The sequence below is a fragment of the Bacillus sp. SIMBA_005 genome (assembly GCF_046535585.1).
GTDB lineage: Bacteria > Bacillota > Bacilli > Bacillales > Bacillaceae > Bacillus > Bacillus pumilus.
Genome location: NZ_JAWRWI010000001.1, coordinates 264,837 through 287,833 on the forward strand (window position 1 = coordinate 264,837; position 22,997 = coordinate 287,833).

Consider the following 22,997-nt stretch of genomic DNA (forward strand, 5'->3'; position numbering starts at 1 on the left):
GGCGATGCCTAAAAAGAATAAAATGATGAACAGAGGCGCGGCAATTGCAAGTATTTGCTTCGCCCTCTTTTTCTTTATCATCCTAGCACGTTTTATTTATATTCAAATTACTGGAACAGTTGATGGACAAGTATTAGCTGCTAAGGCAAATGAACAATATCAATCGAAGAAAACACTTGAAGCCAAAAGAGGATCTATTTTAGACCGGAATGGAAATGTGATCGCTGAGGATACATCTGTGTATAAGCTCATTGCGGTCATGAGCAAGAAAATGACAGTGGACCCTAAGCATCCTATGCATGTCGTCGATAAAGAAAAGACGGCAAAAGAGCTCTCAAAAGTCATCGATATGAGTGAAAGCGAAATTTTAAAGCGTCTCAATACAAAAGATGCATTCCAAGTGGAGTTTGGGAAAGCGGGGAAGGATATTAGTTTTTCAACGAAGGAAAAAATTGAAAAGCTAAAGCTTCCAGGGATTGCATTTGAAAAAGACACGAAGCGATATTATCCAAACGGCATGTTTGCTTCTAACCTCATCGGTTATGCCAGGTTAAATGAAGCGACAAAGGACATGTCGGGTGCAATGGGACTTGAGAAGGCATTGAACAAATTTTTAAAAGAAAAAGACGGCTATGTGACATATAACAGTGACAGAAGCGGATGGGCTTTGCCGAATAGCAAAGAAGACATCGTCGCCCCGAAAGACGGGAAAAATGTCACGCTGACCATCGATCAGAAAATTCAAGCGTTTCTTGAAGAAAGTATGACCCAGGTTGCCAAAAAGTATAAGCCGAAGAAAATCATTGCCACAGTCGTTGATCCGAAAACTGGAAAGGTTCTCGCGATGGGGCAGCGGCCAAGCTTTAATTTAAATGAACTAGACATTACGAATTATAACAATGATGTGATTTCATATGCGTTTGAACCAGGTTCAACGATGAAGATTTTTACCCTCGCTGCGGCGATCCAAGAAGGAGTCTACCAAGGCAGTGAAAAATATCAATCTGGTACTTATAAAGTAGGCGGCGGCCTTGTGCGAGACCACAACAACGGAAATGGCTGGGGGAAAATTGACTTTCACCAAGGGGTTCTTCGCTCGTCAAATGTGGCCTTTGCAAAGCTGGCAAAAGAAAAGCTAGGCTTCACACGCTACGAACAATATTTGCAGAAGTTCCATTTCTATGACAAAACGGGGATTGACTTGCCGAACGAAGCGTCTAGCAAAATCAATTATAGATACGAATATGACAAAGCATCGACAGCTTATGGTCAAGCATCAGCCATCACACCGATTCAACAAATCGAAGCAGCCACAGCGATAGCAAACGGCGGAACGATGATGAAGCCATATGTCATTGACCATATTACAGACCCGAACACAAACAAAACGATTTTGCAGCATGAACCAACAGCAGCAGGCAAACCGATTTCATCTGATACAGCGAAGCAAGTCCGCGACATTTTAGGTGAGGTTGTTTCCTCGAAAATTGGAACAGGCCAGCCTTATCAAATCAAAGGCTTTGACGTTGCTGGGAAAACAGGAACGGGACAAATTGGCGGTGCCGGCGGTTACCTCCAAGGAAGAAACGATTATGTCTTTTCATTTATGGGAATGGCACCAAAAGATGATCCGAAGCTGCTTGTTTATGTGGCTGTTCAGCAGCCGCAGCTGTCTGAAACAGAAACGGGGTCTGCTCCGGTTTCTCAAATCTTTAACCCTGTCATGAAAAATAGTTTGCTATATTTAAATATTGCACCAACAAAAACAGACGATAAAAAATCAGGCGAACAAAAAGTGAAACAAGAAACGATGCCTTCATTCTTGGATTTAGAAGTGAAGCAGGCAGAAACAGAAGCCAAAAATAAACACTTAACGCCTGTTGTCATCGGCGACGGCCTCTCCATTAAACGCCAGTGGCCGAGTGCGGGCTCTGAATTCTCTGAAAGCCAGAAAGTCTTCTTAAAAACAGCAGGAAAAACCATTAAGATGCCTGATATGACAGGCTGGTCCAGAAGGGAAGTTCTTCAATATGCTTCGATTGCCGGTGTGCATATAGAAACAAATGGACAAGGATATGCTGTGAAACAAAGTGTCAAAAGTGGAGCGGAGATTTCAGACAAAGTCGTTACCGTGACATTTAAAAGCCCAAATTAACTTTAAACCTAGCAAAGCATTTGCTAGGTTTTTTCTTTTGCTCCAGCAGAATATCACGGTGCGTTCTACAAAAGGACGGGCCTGCATATGATGAAAATAAGCCATATGTAAGGAGTGAACCGGGCGTGCGAGTGTCGAGTGTAACAGTGAGAAAACGATTGCTTTTCGTGCTGCTGTTTGGGGTGATCATTTTTTTCATCATAGATACTAGATTAGGATATGTGCAGTTTATTATGGGCGAGAAGCTAACAAGCTTAGCTAAAGATTCATGGAGCCGAAACCTTCCATTCGAACCGGAACGAGGAGATATTTTGGACCGGAATGGAGTAGAGCTTGCGACGAACAAAAGTGCTCCATCTATTTTGGTTGTACCTCGGCAAATTAAAGACCCTGCAGAAACAAGTAAGAAGTTGGCAGCAGTGCTGAATATGTCTGAAGAGAAAGCGTACAAGCACGTCACGAAGAAAACATCAATTGAACGAATTTCTCCTGAGGGCAGAAAGGTATCACATGAAAAAGCAAAAGAAGTAAGAGAGCTTGATTTAGAAGGTGTGTATGTAGCAGAAGACAGCATCAGACATTATCCGTTTGGCAGCTTTCTTTCACATGTACTGGGCTTCGCTGGAATCGATAATCAAGGCTTACTTGGACTTGAAGCCTACTATGACGATGACCTAAAAGGCGAAAAAGGCTCTGTGAAATTTTATTCTGATGCCAAGGGACAGAAAATGCCAGATGAAGCAGATGATTATACACCGCCTAAAGATGGTCTTGATATGAAGTTAACAGTTGATGCAAAAGTACAAACTATTATAGAGCGGGAATTAGACAACGCACAGGCAAAGTATCATCCAGATGGTATGATTGCGATTGCGATGAATCCGAAAAATGGTGAAGTGCTGGGAATGTCAAGCAGACCAGATTTTGATCCAGCTGACTATCAATCAGTTGATCCAAAAGTGTTCAACCGAAATCTACCGGTGTGGAGCACATATGAGCCGGGTTCGACATTTAAAATTATTACACTTGCAGCAGCATTAGAAGAGAAGAAAGTTAATTTAAAACGCGATTCATTTTTTGACAGCGGATCTGTGACAGTTGATGGTGCGAGACTCAGGTGCTGGAAAAAAGGCGGACACGGATCACAGTCATTCTTGGAAGTAGTTCAAAATTCCTGTAACCCCGGCTTTGTAGAGCTAGGAGACCGTCTTGGTAAAGAAAAATTATTTTCCTATATCAAAAATTTCGGATTTGGCCAAAAAACTGGGATTGACCTTCAGGGGGAGGGGCGGGGAATTTTGTTCCCGCTTGATCGTGTAGGTCCTGTAGAGCAGGCGACCACCGCCTTTGGTCAAGGTGTTTCTGTTACACCGATTCAGCAAGTAGCTGCAGTAGCAGCTGCAGTAAATGGCGGGACACTTTACACGCCTTATATTGCAAAAGAATGGATAGATCCAATCACAAAAGAGGTCGTGAAAAAGCAATCGCCAATTGCCAAAAAGAAAGTGATATCAGCAGAAACATCTAAAGAAATCAGGTATGCACTTGAAAGTGTAGTCGCCCAAGGAACTGGCCGAAATGCATTTGTTGAAGGGTATCGGGTCGGCGGAAAAACAGGAACAGCACAGAAGGTAAAGGACGGAAAGTATATGGAGAATAACCACATTGTGTCGTTTATCGGATTTGCGCCTGCAGATGACCCGAGTATTGTAGTCTATGTAGCTGTGGATAACCCAAAAGGCACCATTCAATTTGGTGGTACCGTTGCCGCACCAATCGTTGGTCATATTATGCGGGATAGCCTGCCTGAGATGAGTGTGAAAAAAAGAAAAGGCCAAATTGAAAAGAAGTATCAGTGGCTGGACACAAAAACCATTGAAGTACCGAATCTTGTAGGAGGATCTGTTTCAGATCTTGAATCCCTCTTGATCAACCTAAAGATCGATGCCTCAGGAACTGGCAGTAAAGTAGTGAAGCAATCACCTGCTGCTGGGACAAAAGTCAAAGAAGGTTCCACGATCAGATTATACTTAAACGATGAATAATAAAGAATGAACAGAGGGTAGCCGCACTCATTTGGCTGCCTCTTTTTGTTGAAAGAGAAGGACAGTTTGAAAAAAAGAGTCCAAAGTGTGTTTTTTCCAACAGAAACTTAAGGAATACGCTGGATGTATCCTTTTTTTTACGATAAAATATAGACTGTGTGTTTTTTTCACAAGACATGCACGTGAACGAATTTGAGAGGTTTGATATGAAAATGAAATTACAAGAACTGCTTACATACTTTAAAAGTGAAAACAACGAATTGATAAACGAAAATCCTGATATCACTTCCATTGAAATGGATTCAAGAGAGGTGAAAGAGGGAAGCCTTTTTGTCTGTATAAAAGGCTATACAGTAGATGGACACGATTATGCTGAAAAAGCGGTGAAAAGTGGGGCTGCAGCCATTGTAGCAGAACACCCTCTTAACATAACAGGTGTACCAGTCATTATTGTGAAACACTCTCAAAGAGCACTAGCAAGAATAGCTGATGCGTTTTATGAACAGCCCACTCATAAGCTGAATCTCATAGGGATCACAGGCACAAATGGAAAAACCTCAACAACACACATGATCGAACAAATGATGAGAAAAGCCGAGAAGAAAACAGGCTTAATCGGTACGATGTATATGAAGGTGAATGATGACATTCTCGACGTGAAAAACACCACACCTGAAAGTGTCACACTTCAGAAAACGTTTAAACAGATGCTTGATCAAGATGTAGACACAGCCATCATGGAAGTATCATCACATGCACTCCATCTTGGCAGAGTACATGGATGTGATTATGATATTGCTGTTTTCACAAACCTTACGCAGGACCATCTTGACTACCACAACACAATGGAAGAATATAAACATGCGAAAAGCTTGCTGTTTTCTCAGCTTGGAAGTGCCTTTCATCACAATAAACCGAAGCATGCGATTTTAAATGCAGATGATGAGGCTTCGAGTTATTTTGAAAAAGTCACAGCTGCTGAAGTCATGACGTATGCATTAGAGCAAAAAGCGGATGTCATGGCAAAAAATATTCAAATCATGCCGAAGGGAACTCAGTTTGATCTGGTCACTCCAATCGGCACCAAAAAAGTGACGGTTGCCCTCGTCGGAAAGTTCAATGTGTATAATATCCTTGCAGCTGTATCAGTTGGCATCGTATCTGGCTTAACATTTGAGACGATCGTGAGTGCGATTGAAGAGCTGGAAGGAGTCAAAGGCAGATTTGAACTTGTAAACTGCGATCAAGACTTCCCTGTCATCGTCGATTACGCGCATACACCTGACAGCTTAGAAAATGTCCTCACAACATGTAGAGAATTAACAGAGGGGAAAATTTTCTGTGTAATTGGCTGCGGCGGCGACCGTGATAAAACAAAGCGTCCTCAGATGGCTCAAATCGCTGTGAAATATGCAGATGAACCTGTATTTACATCAGACAACCCAAGAAGTGAAGATCCTTCAGCCATTTTAAAAGATATGGAAAACGGGGTACAAGACGCATATTATCATAGCTTTGTGAATCGGAAACAAGCGATCTTTTTTGCCATTGCCAATGCGAAAAAAGGCGATACAGTCTTAATAGCGGGTAAAGGTCATGAGGCCTATCAAATTATTGGCGATCAAGTCTATGACTTTGATGATGCAAAGGTTGCTGTTGACGCTATTTTAGATCTAAACAAATCTTAAAATGATGAAAAGAGTGTAATGAAATGAAGCATTTTGTACAAAAACAACATATGAAGAACGAGAATGAATACCATAATAATGAATGCAATTTTTTGATGGAAAACGGCTTTGGAAATTCGGAAGGAGTAAAGAACGATGCTTGAACAGGTGATATTGTTTACAATCATAATGGGATTTTTAATCAGTGTTCTTTTATCCCCGATTTTTATACCGTTTTTAAGAAGACTTAAATTTGGTCAAAGTATTAGAGAAGAAGGTCCGCAGTCTCACCAAAAGAAATCTGGGACGCCGACAATGGGCGGCATCATGATTATCTTTTCTATTACTATTACAACGATTGTGATGATCAACAAATTTTCTGAGATTAGTCCAGAAATGTTTTTACTGTTATTTGTCACACTTGGTTACGGCCTATTAGGATTTTTAGATGATTATATTAAAGTAGCGATGAAACGAAACCTTGGTTTAACATCGAAACAGAAATTAATCGGTCAAATTGTGATCGCTGTGATCTTTTATGCAGTTTTCCATTATTATCAGTTTGAAACGACGATTCGCATTCCAGGAACAGACGTCAGCTTTGATTTAGGATGGGCTTACTTTATCCTTGTTGTTTTCATGCTTGTCGGAGGTTCTAATGCTGTGAATTTAACGGATGGACTGGATGGTCTTTTATCTGGAACCGCTGCTATTGCTTTCGGAGCATTTGCTATACTGGCTTGGAATCAATCCCAGTATGATGTAGCGATCTTTTCAGTAGCTGTTGCAGGAGCCGTCCTTGGCTTCCTTGTGTTTAACGCACATCCTGCAAAAGTATTTATGGGGGATACAGGTTCTCTAGCATTAGGCGGAGCCATTGTAGCAATTGCGATTTTAACGAAGCTTGAAATTTTACTTGTCATTATTGGTGGAGTATTTGTTGTTGAGACGTTATCCGTTATTCTTCAAGTCATCTCCTTTAAAACAACCGGCAAAAGAATCTTTAAGATGAGTCCGCTTCACCACCACTATGAGTTAGTTGGCTGGTCAGAGTGGAGAGTAGTTGTCACCTTCTGGACAGCTGGTTTATTACTTGCTGTTTTAGGAATTTACATCGAGGTGTGGTTATAATTGAATAAGATGCAAATGTTAAAAAACGAACATGTACTAGTATTAGGTCTTGCTAAAAGTGGATATGCGGCAGCTTCAATTCTTCATGAACATGGAGTAAATGTGACGGTAAATGATCAAAAACCGTTTGAAGAAAATGAACCTGCTCAGCTACTTTCTGAAAAGGGGATTGATGTCATTTGTGGCAGTCATCCTCTTCGTATATTCGAAGATAAAGACATTACAATTTTAATTAAAAATCCAGGCATTCCATATGAAAATGTGATGGTTCAAGAAGCGCTTCGCCGCCAAATTCCAGTTTGGACGGAAATAGAATTAGCGTATCATTTAACCTCATCTCCTTTTATTGGGATTACTGGATCGAATGGAAAAACCACTACCACGACATTGATTTATGAAATGCTGAAACAAGACAGCCAAAAAACATTAGTGGCGGGTAATATTGGAACAGTTGCTTGTGAAGTCGCTGCAAATGCAGCTGGCGATGAGTGGATCGTAACAGAACTCTCTTCTTTTCAGTTAATGGGAACAGATGAATTTAGACCTAAAATCAGCTTAATATTAAATATTTTTGATGCACATTTAGATTATCACCACACTCGTGATGAATATGAAAAAGCAAAGCAGAAAGTATTCGCACATCAACAGGAAGATGACATCGCTGTAATTAACCTAGATGATCCTTCCGTTGTAAAACTAGCAGAAGGTTCAAAAGCAAAAAAAGTGTTTTTCTCAGTGAAAGAGCCAGTAAAACATGGTGCGTTTATTCAACATGGTGCAATTTACTACATGAATGAACATATCATTGATGTAAAGGATGTTGTCCTTCCTGGTGAGCATAATCAAGAAAACATTCTGGCAGCTATTTGTGTTGTAAAAAATGCAGGCTGCTCAAATGAAGCGATCGTTCACGTTCTCACGACATTTGGTGGAGTGAAGCATCGTCTGCAATTTGTAGATACAATCCAGAGTCGTAAATTTTATAACGATAGTAAAGCAACTAATATTTTGGCAACAAGTAAAGCATTGTCAGCCTTCGAACAACCGACTATTTTATTAGCAGGTGGACTTGATCGAGGTAATGAATTTGATGAGTTGAAACCTTTTATGAAACATGTAAAAGGAATTATCACATTTGGTGAGACTGCACCTAAGTTTGTGAAGCTTGGTGAAGAGCTTGGAATACATCACGTAAAACATGTCGATAATGTTGAACAAGCAGTACCTGCGGCGTTTAACATATCTGAAGAAGAAGACGTGATTTTATTATCTCCAGCTTGTGCAAGCTGGGATCAACATAAAACATTTGAAGAACGTGGAGACATGTTTGTAAACGCCGTGCATATGCTTAAATAAGGGCTTGTCTCTCGTATGACTGACAGCCCAAATGAAATTATGCTTGGGGTGTCGGTCTCTTGACGAATAAGAAAACTTCTCCGGATTTTTTGCTTGTTGTCATTACGTTACTTTTATTGACGATTGGTTTAATTATGGTGTACAGCGCTAGTGCTGTGTGGGCATCGTATAAATTTGATGATTCGTTTTATTTTGCAAAAAGACAGCTTTTGTTTGCCGGAATCGGAGTTATCGCAATGTTTTTCATTATGCGAGTCGATTATTGGACGTGGCGGACTTGGTCAAAGATATTGATTGCTGTTTGTTTTCTCCTTTTGCTGCTTGTACTTATCCCTGGCATCGGGATGGAGAGAAATGGATCAAGAAGCTGGATCGGTGTCGGTGCGTTTAGTATTCAGCCCTCTGAATTTATGAAGCTTGCGATGATTGCGTTTCTTGCAAAATTCTTATCTGAAAAACAAAAAAATATCACATCCTTTCGCAAAGGTTTTGCCCCAGCTTTAGGCATTGTCTTTTCTGCATTTGCCATCATTATGCTTCAACCGGATCTGGGAACAGGAACGGTGATGGTTGGAACCTGTATTATTATGATATTTGTTTCAGGTGCGAGAATTGCTCACTTTATATTTCTCGGTCTTATAGGGCTCAGCGGGTTTGCTGCACTTGTCTTATCAGCACCCTACCGAATAAAACGAATTACATCTTATTTAAATCCTTGGGAAGATCCACTAGGCAGTGGGTTTCAAATTATTCAATCCTTATACGCTGTTGGTCCAGGTGGTCTGTTCGGAATGGGACTTGGTCAAAGTAGACAAAAATTCTTCTATTTACCTGAGCCCCAAACGGACTTTATCTTTGCAATATTGTCTGAAGAGCTTGGCTTTATAGGGGGATCACTCATTTTGCTCCTCTTTAGTGTTCTATTATGGAGAGGCATACGAATAGCACTTGGAGCTCCAGACTTATATGGGAGTTTCCTAGCAGTTGGTATTATTTCAATGGTTGCCATTCAAGTAATGATTAACATCGCAGTTGTCACTGGACTTATTCCTGTGACAGGTATCACGCTCCCATTCCTTAGTTATGGCGGCTCATCATTGACATTAATGCTGATGGCGATTGGTGTACTTCTGAATGTAAGCAGGTACGCAAGATATTAGCGTGCTGAAGCTAATGAAACCATGTTGACGTTTATTTTGCAAAAGTATAAAAAATGATTTGAAGAGTGAAAATGACAGTTTTTGTTTAGAAAACGTGTATTTTGACTCTTCTTTACAGGTTTTAATGGAGCCCTGTTGTTTAAAACAGGGTTTATACTTTGTTCAGAGCAGAAAAAAAATGAGGGGAAATGGTATAATGCGTATAGTAATCAGTGGAGGCGGAACAGGCGGTCATATTTATCCGGCCTTAGCCTTTATTAAAGAAGTGAAAAGACTACATCCTGATGTGGAATTTTTATATATCGGTACTGAAAATGGACTTGAAAAGAAAATTGTAGAAAGAGAAAATATCCCTTTCAAGGCGATAGAAATTTCAGGTTTTAAACGAAAGCTTTCCTTTGATAACGTCAAAACGGTGATGAGATTTTTGAAAGGCGTTCAAAAAAGCAAATCTTACTTAAAAGAATTCAAGCCTGATGCGGTTATTGGAACAGGCGGTTATGTGTGTGGGCCTGTGGTTTATGCGGCTTCTAAGCTGAAGATCCCAACTATTATACACGAACAAAACAGCCTGCCTGGTATTACAAATAAGTTCCTAGCGAGATATGTTAATAGAGTAGCCATATGCTTTGATGAAGCAAAGGCACATTTTCCTTCTGAAAAGGTTGTATTTACGGGAAACCCTAGAGCCTCTGAAGTCGTCTCTATAAAAGAGGGGAAATCTCTTAAAGAATTCGGGCTCGACGAAAAGAAAAAAACGGTTCTTATTTTCGGAGGGAGTCGAGGTGCTGCTCCTATCAATAGAGCAGTGATCGAAATGCAAGATGATTTAAAGGCTAAAAACTACCAGCTTTTATATATCACAGGTGAGGTTCATTATGAAAAAGTGTTGAATGAACTAAAGGAAAAAGGTGCAGCACCTAACATGATCACAAAACCTTTCTTGCATCAAATGCCTGAGTACCTGAAATCGATCGATGTGATTGTTGCAAGAGCAGGAGCTACAACAATTGCTGAAGTAACGGCTCTTGGAATCCCAACCATTTTTATTCCGAGCCCATACGTGACGGCAAATCATCAGGAAATCAATGCAAGATCACTTGAAAAACATGAGGCTGCGATTGTTTTAAGAGAATCAGAGCTTTCAGGGGATCGTCTGCTTCATGCCATTGATGAAATTGCTGGTAATGAAGAAAAACTCAATCAAATGAGCCGTTTAACGAAAGAACTTGGAGTACCAGATGCGGCTACACGTTTATATAATGTGTTAAAAGAAATTACGACTACATGATGGAATGATATTAGGTAAGGCGGAGGGTAATATGGAGAACTTGAAGAATGAATTATTAGAAGCGCAAGTTGGTAAAGTACTTGAAAATGAGCCGCTTGCGAATCATACAACAATGAAAATTGGCGGACCAGCAGATCTTTTGATCATCCCAAAAGATATCGATGCAGTGAAAACGATCATGGATCATGTGAAAAAACACCATACGAATTGGACGGTTATTGGAAGAGGGTCGAATTTACTTGTACTCGATAAAGGAATTCGAGGAGTTGTCCTAAAGCTGGGTGCTGGACTGGATCACCTAACTGTAAATGATGAAGAAATTACAGTCGGCGGCGGCTACTCTGTCGTAAGGCTCGCAACATCACTTAGTAAACAAGGTCTTTCAGGACTGGAATTCGCAGCTGGTATTCCGGGATCTATTGGCGGAGCTGTTTATATGAACGCAGGTGCACATGGATCTGATATCAGTAAGATTCTTGTGAAAGCTAGAATCTTATTTGAAGATGGAAGCATCGAGTGGCTTACAAATGAACAAATGAATTTTAGCTATCGGACGTCAGTCCTACAAAAGGAACGACCTGGCATTGTTCTAGAAGCTGTGTTTAAGCTCAAGCAGGATGACCGCGAGAAAATCACAAAGAAGATGCAGCAAAATAAAGATTATCGCAAAGAAACCCAGCCTTATAATCGGCCATGTGCTGGCAGTATTTTTCGAAATCCACTGCCTGAATATGCAGGACAGCTTGTAGAAAAAGCGAATTTAAAAGGATACCAAATCGGCGGAGCTAGAATTTCTGATATGCACGGCAACTTTATTGTCAACGCTGGTGGAGCCACTGCTCAAGACGTGCTGGACTTAATTCAGTTCATCCAAAAGAAAATTAAAGAAGACTACAACGTAGAGATGCATACAGAAGTAGAAATTATCGGTGAAGAAAATTAACAGGTAGTTTTTATGAATGATGACATCAGAGGAAAACAAACGGCATTCTTTCATGCCGTTTGTTTTCTCATCAAAATGATGACCCAAAGGTGTGGACAAGCAGCTTTGAATGAGGTGAAGAGTATATATGCGGCCTGATCATGAAAATGAAAAGATCGTCAATATAGAAGAGCGAATTCCTAAAATTAAAGAACAAAGGAAGCAAAAAGCGAATCGAAGACTGATCTCTTTTATACTACTGTTTTTTATCATGGTTTTAATTATTGTTTATTTGCAGACACCTATCAGCAAGATATCTTCTTTAACCATCACAGGTAACGAACATGTCTCAACAAAACAGCTTGTTAAACTTTCACAAATTAAAGAAGGCGAAACAGAGTTTTGGAATTTAAATAAAGATTTAACAGCAGATCATATGAAGCAAAATAAATTGATTAAAAGTGTCAGTATAAAAAAGCATTTCCCAAATAAAGTGAGTATTGCTGTCAAAGAATATGCAAATATTGCGTATCTTCAAAAGGGAAATCTATATTATGAGCTTCTTGAAAATGGGACCGCTTTACCAGAAGAAGTGACACCGAGTCATGCAGGACCTATTTTTGTTGATTGGGACAATAAGGAGAAGCTGAAGCAAACCGTTAAATCTTTAAATCAGCTGCCAGCCTCTATTCAGGAACTCATCTCAGAAGTATATTATGTGCCGACCAATTCAAACAAGTGGCTAGTTAAATTTTATATGAATGACGGAAACACTGTGATTGCTTCAATTAAAACTTTCGGTGATAAAATGAAAACCTATCCAGCCATTGTAAAAGAGCTTTCGTCATCTGAAAAAGGCACAATTCATATGGAAGTCGCTACGTATTTCGAAGCGTTTAAATCTAAGAAAAAGGAAGATGAGCGTTGAGGGGCAAAACAGTTATATTCTCAATTGTCATGCTTGTTCTTGGTTTTCTGATATCTTTTTCATACCAATATACAAAGCAGCATCAGGCAGATGTCATTCGGACAGAGCAATGGAAAAAAGAATACTCTCTGAAAAGTCAGCTCACAACGCAAGAAAAGGCGAATCAGAAACTCGAAAAAGAATTATATAGTCTTCAATCAAAGGTACAAGCAACAGAGTCCAATTTGAAAAATGAAAAAGAGCAGTATTTTAATGTACTGGAAGATGTTGAGAAATACAGAATGTTTACAGGAGAGATCGGTGTAAAAGGAAAAGGGGTAAAAGTGTCTCTTGAAGATGCATCTTATATCCCGAGTGGACAAAATGTCAATAATTACATTGTGCATGAGAGCCATATTTTTCATGTGATAAACGAACTATTTATATCAGGTGCTTCTGCTGTATCTATTAATGGACAAAGAATCACACACCAATCATACATACATTGTAACGGTCCAGTTGTCACAGTAGATGGTGTTCAGCATCCAGCACCATTTGTCATATCTGCTATTGGTGATCCAGCTGTGTTAATACCTGCTTTAAATATTGCAGGGGGAGTGGTCGATCAGCTGACAAGTGATCACATTTCAATGACGATTGAGAAAACGGATATTCGTATGAACCCTCTTTTAAGAAACAAAGATTAAAAGTGAAAAGGTGAGTGGTGTTGAGGAAAAAGAAGCCTTTACTTAGTTTAACAGCTTTAATGATCATATTTGGCATCATGGTCTCCATCCAATTTAATTCCTTACAAAAGCCCAAAGTTCGAGATACTCGTGATGTGTGGGAACTGAGAGAGGATTTATCCGCATCTAAAAGTAAGGAATTGGATTTACTGAAAGAAATTGATAAATATGACGAGATGCTAAAAAAATATGGTCATCAAGGAGATCGATCAAAAGAAGCACAATTAACAAAAACGTTAAAAGATTTAAAAGAAAAGGCTGGTTTTACAGAAGTGGAAGGGGAGGGGATTGAAATTGAAATATCTCAGCTTTTTTCCAAGGACCTTACCGGAGAAGAAGTGAAAAATATCCCACCGGATCTTCTGAAAAAATTAATTAATGAAGCCAATATGTTTGGGGCAAAACATATTTCCATCAATGATCGCCGTGTCATTAATACAAGTGTCATTCGAGATATTAATGGCACGACAAAAATGGATGGCTACAGCTTAGATAGTGATGAAGTCATCATTAAAATGATTAGTGAGCAAGCCGACAAATTATACAGCCGTTTAAATGTATCAGATATTGGTGATTTGTTTGCTCAGGAAAACCTCAGCTTGAGAATGAGCCAGCCGAAGAAAAAAATCCACTTAAAAGCATATGACGGTGCAATTCAAGTAAACGAATTGAAGCCTCTTGACGATGTAAAGGAGGGAAAATCTTAATGTGGCTACCTGTACTTGGCTTAATCATAGGAGTTGCGATCGGTTTCTTAACTAATTTTACGATACCGAATGAGTATTCTAATTATCTTTCCCTCGCTGTACTTGCTGCGCTTGATACATTGATTGGTGGAATCCGGGCACATCTGCAAGGGGCATACGATGAACTAGTGTTTGTATCAGGCTTCTTCTTTAATATTATACTGGCAATAAGTTTAGCTTTTCTGGGCGTCCATCTTGGTGTAGACTTGTACTTAGTCGGAATGTTTGCATTCGGCGTTAGATTGTTTCAAAATATAGCAGTTATCAGAAGAATTCTACTAACAAAATGGACAATTTCTAGAGAAAAAAAGAAAAAAAGTGAGTCATAAAAAAGGATATACATATGATGTAACGAATATTTTCAGTAATCCTAATAAAAAATGTTGATTTTTTAAGTTTTGTTACACACTTGTAAAAACACATTCATTGTATTGTTGTTCAGCAAATAATAGAATAGAAAGTATTGATATGTGAGGAGGTGCCATAGAATGAACAACAATGAAATATACGTCAGCCTTGACATCGGTACATCCAATATAAAAGTCATCGTCGGAGAAATGGCGGATGATTCGCTTAACATTATAGGTGTTGGAAATGTCCCTTCAGAGGGGTTAAAAAAAGGATCGATTGTTGATATAGATGAGACAGTTCATTCTATTAGACAAGCATTTGAACAGGCTGAGAGAATGGTAGGTTTTCCTTTACAAAAGGCGATTGTCGGAATTAACGGAAACCACATTCATATTCAGAATACGAGCGGCGTAGTCGCAGTATCTAGTGAAAACAAAGAAATACATGCTGAAGATGTGAGACGTGTCTTAGATGCTGCACAAGTAGTATCTATTCCTCAAGAACATCTCGTCGTAGACGTGATTCCGAGACAATTTATCGTCGACGGAAGAGATGAGATCACAGATCCGAAAAAAATGCTTGGTGTTCGGCTAGAAGTGGAAGGATCGTTAATTACAGGTTCTAAAACGATTCTACATAACTGGCTCCGATGTGTAGAAAGAGCTGGAATTGAAATAATGGATATATGCTTGCAGCCACTCGCATCGGGCTCAGCAGCATTATCGAAAGATGAAAAAAATCTCGGAGTAGCTCTTGTCGATATTGGCGGCGGTTCTACAACGATTTCCGTATTTGAAAACGGGCATCTCTATTCTACTCACAGTATCCCTTTGGGCGGAGAGAACATAACAAAAGATTTGTCTATAGGACTTAGAACTTCCACTGAAGAAGCTGAACGAATCAAAAAACAATTTGGGCATGCGTTTTATGATGAGGCATCGACTGAGGAGACATTTGAAGTTTCTGTGATCGGTACCGATCAAAAACAAACGTATACACAGCTTGATGCGGCTAACATTATTGAAGCGCGGCTGGAGGAAATCTTGCTCTTTGTGGCAGAGGAATTAAGAAATATGGGTGTCCATGATTTGCCTGGTGGATTCGTTCTAACAGGTGGACAAGCAGCCATTCCAGGTATCCTTTCTCTTGCACAGACGGTTTTGCAAAACAATGTTAGGATTGCAAGTCCGAATTATATCGGGGTGAGAGAGCCTCAATATATGACAGGAGTAGGTCTGATCCACTTTGCTTATCGCAATGCAAAGATTCAGGGCAGACAGGTTGGATTCCAAATGCCAGATGAGGCGTTTCATGAAGTAGGCGCATCCATGGAGCCGGTTTCTTCTGCACCACAAGTGAAAGAAGCGCAGCCAAGACCGAAAGTAAAACAAAAAGCACAACAAGAGACAAATAAAAAACCGGGCAAAATGAAAAAACTATTTAATATGTTCTGGGAATAGAATTAGATTTTCGACGGATTAGGAGGATTCAGCATGTTGGAGTTTGAAACAAATATAGACGGCCTAGCATCAATTAAAGTAATCGGAGTAGGTGGCGGCGGGAATAACGCTGTCAACCGAATGATTGAAAATGACGTACAAGGTGTCGATTTTATTGCAGTCAATACTGATGCACAGGCATTAAATCTATCAAAAGCAGAAACTAAAATGCAAATCGGTGCTAAGCTGACAAGAGGGCTTGGAGCAGGTGCGAATCCTGAAGTCGGTAAAAAAGCTGCTGAGGAAAGCAAAGAGCAGATTGAAGAAGTATTAAAAGGCGCAGACATGGTCTTCGTTACAGCTGGTATGGGCGGTGGAACTGGTACGGGTGCTGCACCTGTCATTGCAAAAATCGCAAAAGATTCTGGTGCATTGACAGTTGGAGTTGTGACTCGTCCTTTCACATTTGAAGGAAGAAAACGTCAGCTTCAAGCAGTTGAAGGAATTGCTTCTATGAAAGAAGCAGTTGACACATTAATTGTGATTCCAAACGATCGCTTGCTTGAAATTGTTGATAAAAACACGCCAATGCTGGAAGCATTCCGCGCGGCAGATAACGTTCTTAGACAAGGTGTTCAAGGGATTTCCGATTTAATTGCAACACCAGGTCTGATTAACCTTGACTTTGCTGACGTGAAAACCATCATGTCCAATAAAGGTTCGGCTCTAATGGGTATTGGCGTCGCAACAGGCGAAAATCGTGCTGCGGAAGCCGCGAAGAAAGCCATTTCTTCACCACTTCTAGAAACAGCGATCGATGGTGCTCAAGGTGTCATCATGAACATTACGGGTGGTACAAACCTAAGTCTTTATGAAGTGCAAGAAGCAGCGGATATTGTGGCTTCTGCATCTGACGAAGATGTAAACATGATTTTCGGGTCTGTCATCAACGATAACTTGAAGGATGAAATTGTGGTGACTGTGATCGCTACTGGATTCATTGAGCAAGAACCAGAAGTGACAAAATCACAAAGAAACCCATTAGGACAAGGATTAAAGCAAAATCAATCCATTCCTCAAAAACGTGAAGTGAAACGTGAGGAACATCAACAGCCATCATCTCAGCCAAGACAAAATACACAATCAAGTGATGATACGCTAGACATTCCAACGTTCTTACGCAACCGCAATAAACGCTAATCGAGTATCGCTTAACCCCTTCCATTGGAAGGGGTTTTTTCATGTTTCAACGTATAAGAGGATCTAATCAAAAAGTCTTAAATGAGTGAAAGTCACTTCAATCTCCATATGTAATTTGACTTATGGTATTTAAGAAAAAAGAATCATTTTCACTCACTCTTACAAAAAACGACAAAATGATGAACTTTATTTGACTACATTAAATAGAACACCATGAATCTTGTCATGAACAACAGAAGGAAAGGAGTGAGACCTATACTCTGTTTGGCCATTTGAGGAGGAGGGATTTGATTGAAATTGAAGTTTCGCAAGACCGCCGGCTATCGTTTGATGAGTCTTTTGGTGATTGGTACTTTAACGATGACAAGCTTTGGGATGGTTCAAGCAAAATCGACTTCTACCTCATATCAGGAGGAAGCTGTCTCCTCTAAGACAACAAAAGCAAAGATCTCATCTAGATTAATGAAACAGTTTCAGCAGGATGATCAGGTGACATTTTTAATCAAAATGAAAGAGCAAACAAATACGCAAAAAGTGGCGAAGGAAGCGGTATCCAAAGCCAAAAAACAGAAATTAACAGCGGCTAAAACGCAATACGCCAAAAGATCAGCTGTCGTATCTGAATTAAGAGCAACGTCTGAGGAGACGCAGCAAGCGCTTCTTACGTATTTACAAAAAGAACAAAAGAAAAAGCAAGTGAAGGAGATTCATTCGTACTATATTGTGAATGGTTTAGCGGTGACGGGAACGAAAGAAGTTATGGAACAGGTGGCTGCCTTCCCAGAAGTAGATCAAGTGCTGCCAAACGAAACCCGTCAAATTCACCGGCCGGTTGATTTGAAGACGAAGCAGAAAAAACAAAAGAAAGCAGTAGATGGGGTCGAGTGGAACATTTCTCAAGTTCATGCTCCAGAAGCGTGGGCTTTAGGTTATGACGGTACTGGTACAGTTGTGGCAAGTATTGATACAGGAGTGGAATGGGATCATCCTGCTTTAAAGGAAAAATACCGCGGATTTGATCCAGCACATCCGAATGAACCAACTCATGAATTCAATTGGTACGATGCTACGACAGGATCTGAAGCGCCATATGATGATTTAGAGCATGGTACACATGTAACGGGAACGATGGTTGGCTCTGAGCCAGATGGAAAGAATCAAATCGGAGTCGCACCGGGAGCAAAATGGATTGCGGTGAAAGCTTTCTCAGAAGATGGTGGTACAGATGCTGATCTGCTTGATGCAGGTGAGTGGATTTTAGCACCAAAAGATGACGTAGGAAACCCGCATCCAGAAAAGGCACCTGATGTCGTCAATAACTCTTGGGGCGGTGGGCCTGGTATTGATGATTGGTATAAAGATGTCGTCAATGCTTGGAGAGCGGCGGACATCTTCCCAGAGTTTTCAGCTGGCAATACTGATTTATTCAACCCTGGTGGTGAAGGCTCCATTGCGAATCCTGCGAACTATCAAGAGGCCTTTGCAACGGGTGCTACGGATCAAAATAACAAATTGGGGTCTTTCTCACTGCAAGGTCCGTCTCCATATGGTGTCATGAAACCAGACATAACGGCCCCAGGGGTAAACATTCGTTCATCCATTCCTGGGAAAGGGTATGAGGATGGCTGGAATGGGACGTCGATGGCTGGTCCGCATGTTTCAGCTGTTGTGGCTCTTCTTCGCCAAGTACAGTCAGATCTTTCTGTTGAACAGATTGAACAAATACTGATTGATACTGCGAAGCCGTTAACTGATCAGCAATTCCCGGAGTCTCCAAACAATGGCTATGGGGCAGGTTTAGTTGATGCAAGAGCAGCAATTACGGCATTAACAGATGGAATTGGCATGATTGAAGGACAGGTGACAAACGAAGATGTTCATTTAGATGAGATGAAAATACCAGATCAAGCCATGCCTAAAAAAGATAAGGCTGTACATCCACATAAGAAGCCTGCGAACATAAAAGAAAAGAAAAAGGAAAAAAATCTAGCTTCTCCGTCCATCAAAGCTCTTCCTATGAAAGCGGAAATCAGTGTTCTTGAAAGCGGCAAGTCAACGTACACAGATGAAGCGACAGGGAGATATCAGCTTCCTCATAGTGCAGGAGAATTCACAGTGAAAGCCGAAGCTTACGGATTTGAATCACGCACACAAACCGTCCATATTTCTTCAAAAGAAACAGTAGAGGCGAATTTCGCCTTACAGCCACTAAAGAAACGAACGATATCTGGCACAATTGCCAATGAAACAACGGGTGAAAAAGTAAAGGATGCCACGGTTTACCTTGTAGAGGATGCGAAAATTAAGCCGGTGAAAACAAATGAATCTGGTGAATTTTCCCTAGAGGCATTAAGCGGTGTCTATACCGTCAAAGTATTTGCCAAAGGGTTTAAAGGATATTCTTTTACAGCAGATGTGACAGAAAAGCCGGTGGAAAAAGCCATTCAGCTAGAACCATTCATCGGCTTTGCTGGGGAAATTGGCTACGATGACGGAACAGCTGAAAATGCGAGAGCTTTCTATGATCCTGGCAATGGCTGGGCTGTGAAGTTTTCATTAGAAAAGGGGAAGAAACAAGCGCAACTCACAGGAGGGCTTTTCCGTTTCTGGTCATCAGAGTGGCCAGCTCCTGGAGGGAATGACTTTGCGGTTGAAGTGTATGACGCTTCTGGGAAGAACGGAGCTCCAGGGGAGAAAATTGCAGGACCTCTCAAAGCGAAGGCGCTGCGTAACGGGGAATGGACAAAAGTAGATTTAGAAGATCAAGCCATTACAGTGGATGGAGATTTCTATCTTGTCTATATTCAAACGAAAAAGAATACGGAATCTCCAGGCCTTGCAACTGATGAGGATGGACCAAATGCTGAAAGAAGCTGGCAGCTGACAAGCGGTGCTTTTTCTCCTTCTCCAAAAGAAGAGGGGAATTATATGATTCGTGCGCTTGTTGACTATGAAGCAGATGTGCCAGAGATTACATCTCCAAAGGCAGGAATCATTACGAACAAAGATGAACTAGAAATTGAAGGCAAAGCCTCTCCAGGGCTTGATGTAGCGATCTATCAAAACGATGAAGAGATTGCCAAAGTGAAAGCAGATCAGTCAGGGGCTTTCAAAGAAAAGGTCACAGTATCAAATGGAGAGCATGTATTCACCGCTGCAACTGTTACGGATAAAGGCGCAACAAAACGATCCAAACCAGTAAAGGTGATCATTGATCAAACAGCTCCACTGCTCACCATCGATACACCGAAAAAAGGGGAAAAGACAAATAAAGAATCGTTCACTGTAGAAGGAAAGGTCATAGATGATCATCTTGATCAAGTCACTGTAAATGGAAAAAAGGCAACCATAAAAGAAGGGAAGTATTCCGCAAGAATACTGCTTGAGAACGGGGAAAATGCGATCAAAGTCACAGCGAAAGATGAAGCAGGAAACAAAACGACTAAAAAAATCAATATCGATGTTCAATACGATGCACCTGAGATTTCTAAGCTGACTCCAGCAGATAATGTCCATCTGGCATCAGGGGAGTCTGTTAAGATTTCATTTCATAGTAGAGAAAAGTTAGACGCAACGTTTGTCATTCACATGCCGCTGACAAACGCGAGATCAAAGCTTCAAAATACTACAGAGCTGCCGCTTCGCGAAGTATCGAGCGGAACGTATGAAGGTTACTGGACTGCAACTTCTACTGCTAAAGCAAAAGGTGCGGTCGTAGAAGTCATTGTGCGAGATGATTATGGAAATGTCACAAGACAAAAAGCTTCAGGTACATTAAACATCAATGAAAAGTAATATAAACAAAAGACACGACTTCTAGGAGCGTGTCTTTTTTCTTTCAAACAATTGTTGATGGCTTGTCCAGAAGAATACTCTCTCTCATTCCTCGACAAAAACAATAACAATCCACCAAAAGTTCTCTATCATCCCCAACAAGAATTGACAGACTTCCATGTCATGACTGTTTTATACTGGTACAAACAAGTGCAAGTACTGCTTTTGATTCTTTGTTTCAGATGAAAGGAGCAGAAGGTGGTCATTTATTTAGATGTGATTTGGCTGTTAAACTTTTGTTTTGATCTATTGCTTCTCTTACTCACTGCATTTATTCTCAAACGACAAGTAAAAAAAAGGCGATATATGTTAGGAGCTCTCATTGGATCGAGCATTGTTCTCTTGCTCTTTACACCATTTGCAATGGTTGTGTCACACCCTTTAGGCAAACTACTTTTTTCTATCTTCATCGTTCTTGCAACCTTTGGTTTTCAAAGATTTCGTTCCTTTTTTCAAAATCTGTTTGCTTTTTACTTTGTAACTTTTTTGATGGGAGGAGGCATGATCGGGGTTCATTCATTTTTGCAAACCAATACAATGATTCAAAATGGTCTGCTGATTTCACAAAATGATGGCTTTGGTGATCCGATTAGCTGGCTTTTTGTTTTAACTGGGTTTCCTGCGATTTGGCTGTTTTCAAAGAAAAGATTAGGAGAGGTTGGTACGAAAAAAAGACAGTATGATGAACAAGTGCTTGTGGAACTACACATTCACGGAGAAACCATTCGTTTAAAGGGACTCGTTGATTCTGGCAATCAGCTGTATGATCCTATGACAAAAACACCGGTCATGATTGTTCAGGCTGACCAGCTAACAGCCATTTGCGGAGAGTCATTTATAGAGCTCATGAAACAGTCTCATCCTGTTGAAGTCATGCAAAAGATCGATGATCAATTTCCTCTTCTTGATCGATTAAGACTTGTTCCATATCGAGCAGTCGGTCATGATCACGGCTTTCTGCTATGCCTAAAACCAGATACAGTCTTCATTTATTCAAAGACGCATATGATTCAGCCTGCTAAGTGTTTTGTAGGGTTGAGTCTGAGCGGTTTATCGGCAGATCAGAAATTTCAATCCATCATTCATCCAGATATGTTAGACGGGAAAATCATCCAAGGGGTGTCGTAGTTTTTGGTGATGTCTTTTATCTTACGAGGTCAACTTGACATTTAGAAGGGAGAAGAAGATGAAAAAATTAAAATTTAAACTCACTTACTACTGGTATAAACTCCTCATGAAGCTAGGTCTAAAGAGTGATGAAATTTATTATATTGGTGGAAGTGAAGCGCTGCCGCCTCCATTATCAAAGGATGAAGAGCAGGAGCTGCTTGTCAAATTACCAAAGGGAGATCAAACCGCAAGAGCGATTCTGATTGAAAGAAATTTGCGTTTAGTCGTTTACATCGCAAGAAAATTTGAAAACACTGGTATTAATATTGAGGATTTAATTAGTATCGGAACCATTGGTCTGATCAAAGCAGTCAATACATTTAACCCAGAAAAAAAGATCAAGCTGGCAACATATGCTTCGAGATGTATTGAAAATGAGATTTTGATGTACTTGCGCCGAAATAATAAAATTCGGTCAGAAGTTTCGTTTGATGAGCCGCTCAACATTGATTGGGACGGAAATGAACTGCTTTTATCAGACGTACTTGGAACAGATGATGATATTATCACGCGGGATATCGAAGCAAATGTAGATAAAAAATTGCTGAAAAAAGCGCTAGAGCAATTAAATGACCGCGAAAAGCAAATCATGGAACTAAGATTTGGCTTAGTTGGCGGTGAGGAAAAAACCCAAAAAGATGTCGCTGACATGCTTGGGATTTCCCAGTCTTATATTTCGAGGCTTGAAAAACGAATCATTAAACGATTACAAAAAGAATTTAATAAAATGGTCTAAAAAATTTTTTTGGAAAGCTCTGTCCCTGCACTGTCAAAGGAAATAACCTTTTTTCTCATGATTCTCGTCATCGCTCGTGCATATTTTTCCATCCCAAGGAGATACTGAACTTTGTACAACAGCTCCTGTAGGGAGGGAAAA

General features: G+C 40.3%; 17 protein-coding genes. All 17 read left to right on the forward strand.

Translation table 11 applies throughout. The features are described 5' to 3' along the window. Positions 1–4 precede the first annotated feature (4 nt). Positions 5–2,155, forward strand: a complete 2,151-nt coding sequence (locus SB660_RS01495; RefSeq protein WP_058014486.1) for a penicillin-binding protein — start codon at positions 5–7, stop codon at positions 2,153–2,155. Positions 2,156–2,280: 125 nt separating this feature from the next. Beyond that, a complete protein-coding gene (locus tag SB660_RS01500) occupies positions 2,281–4,200 on the forward strand; it encodes a stage V sporulation protein D (RefSeq protein WP_410581045.1) in 1,920 nt (639 codons plus the stop codon). Between the two features lie 212 nt (positions 4,201–4,412). Then, on the forward strand, positions 4,413–5,888 hold the full coding sequence (locus SB660_RS01505; protein ID WP_410581219.1) for a UDP-N-acetylmuramoyl-L-alanyl-D-glutamate--2,6-diaminopimelate ligase: 1,476 nt from the start codon (positions 4,413–4,415) through the stop codon (positions 5,886–5,888). A 135-nt stretch (positions 5,889–6,023) separates the two neighbouring features. Further along, positions 6,024–6,998, forward strand: a complete 975-nt coding sequence (mraY, locus tag SB660_RS01510; RefSeq protein ID WP_410581047.1) for a phospho-N-acetylmuramoyl-pentapeptide-transferase — start codon at positions 6,024–6,026, stop codon at positions 6,996–6,998. 9 nt (positions 6,999–7,007) lie between these two features. Beyond that, a complete protein-coding gene (gene murD, locus SB660_RS01515) occupies positions 7,008–8,354 on the forward strand; it encodes a UDP-N-acetylmuramoyl-L-alanine--D-glutamate ligase (RefSeq protein ID WP_410581221.1) in 1,347 nt (448 codons plus the stop codon). Positions 8,355–8,413: 59 nt separating this feature from the next. Further along, positions 8,414–9,514 carry a stage V sporulation protein E gene (gene spoVE, locus SB660_RS01520; RefSeq protein ID WP_003212197.1) on the forward strand — a complete coding sequence of 367 codons (1,101 nt, stop codon included), beginning with the start codon at positions 8,414–8,416 and terminating at the stop codon, positions 9,512–9,514. Positions 9,515–9,710: 196 nt separating this feature from the next. Continuing rightward, positions 9,711–10,805: an undecaprenyldiphospho-muramoylpentapeptide beta-N-acetylglucosaminyltransferase gene (gene murG / locus SB660_RS01525; RefSeq protein WP_180309048.1), complete on the forward strand. Its 1,095-nt coding sequence runs from the start codon at positions 9,711–9,713 to the stop codon at positions 10,803–10,805. A gap of 31 nt (positions 10,806–10,836) precedes the next feature. Next, a complete protein-coding gene (murB, locus tag SB660_RS01530; protein WP_003212095.1) occupies positions 10,837–11,748 on the forward strand; it encodes a UDP-N-acetylmuramate dehydrogenase in 912 nt (303 codons plus the stop codon). Between the two features lie 127 nt (positions 11,749–11,875). Then, positions 11,876–12,655, forward strand: a complete 780-nt coding sequence (locus tag SB660_RS01535; RefSeq protein WP_058014052.1) for a cell division protein FtsQ/DivIB — start codon at positions 11,876–11,878, stop codon at positions 12,653–12,655. Beyond that, positions 12,652–13,341: a DUF881 domain-containing protein gene (locus SB660_RS01540; protein WP_003211621.1), complete on the forward strand. Its 690-nt coding sequence runs from the start codon at positions 12,652–12,654 to the stop codon at positions 13,339–13,341. Before SB660_RS01535 ends, SB660_RS01540 begins: the two co-directional genes overlap by 4 nt. Positions 13,342–13,361: 20 nt before the next feature. Next, entirely contained in the window at positions 13,362–14,087 is a 726-nt protein-coding gene (locus tag SB660_RS01545; protein WP_180309047.1) for a DUF881 domain-containing protein, read from the forward strand. Continuing rightward, a complete protein-coding gene (locus SB660_RS01550) occupies positions 14,087–14,455 on the forward strand; it encodes a small basic family protein (RefSeq protein ID WP_003210988.1) in 369 nt (122 codons plus the stop codon). Before SB660_RS01545 ends, SB660_RS01550 begins: the two co-directional genes overlap by 1 nt. A gap of 159 nt (positions 14,456–14,614) precedes the next feature. Beyond that, on the forward strand, positions 14,615–15,937 hold the full coding sequence (ftsA, locus tag SB660_RS01555; protein ID WP_012009874.1) for a cell division protein FtsA: 1,323 nt from the start codon (positions 14,615–14,617) through the stop codon (positions 15,935–15,937). A gap of 33 nt (positions 15,938–15,970) precedes the next feature. Further along, positions 15,971–17,116, forward strand: coding sequence for a cell division protein FtsZ (ftsZ, locus tag SB660_RS01560; RefSeq protein WP_003211613.1), 1,146 nt, complete (start codon positions 15,971–15,973; stop codon positions 17,114–17,116). A 291-nt stretch (positions 17,117–17,407) separates the two neighbouring features. Then, complete coding sequence (locus SB660_RS01565; RefSeq protein ID WP_180309046.1) at positions 17,408–20,911, forward strand: S8 family peptidase; 3,504 nt, start codon at positions 17,408–17,410, stop codon at positions 20,909–20,911. 237 nt (positions 20,912–21,148) lie between these two features. Next, positions 21,149–22,078, forward strand: coding sequence for a sigma-E processing peptidase SpoIIGA (gene spoIIGA / locus SB660_RS01570; protein WP_180309045.1), 930 nt, complete (start codon positions 21,149–21,151; stop codon positions 22,076–22,078). Between the two features lie 58 nt (positions 22,079–22,136). Continuing rightward, positions 22,137–22,856: an RNA polymerase sporulation sigma factor SigE gene (gene sigE, locus SB660_RS01575; RefSeq protein WP_007499746.1), complete on the forward strand. Its 720-nt coding sequence runs from the start codon at positions 22,137–22,139 to the stop codon at positions 22,854–22,856. Positions 22,857–22,997: the final 141 nt, after the last annotated feature.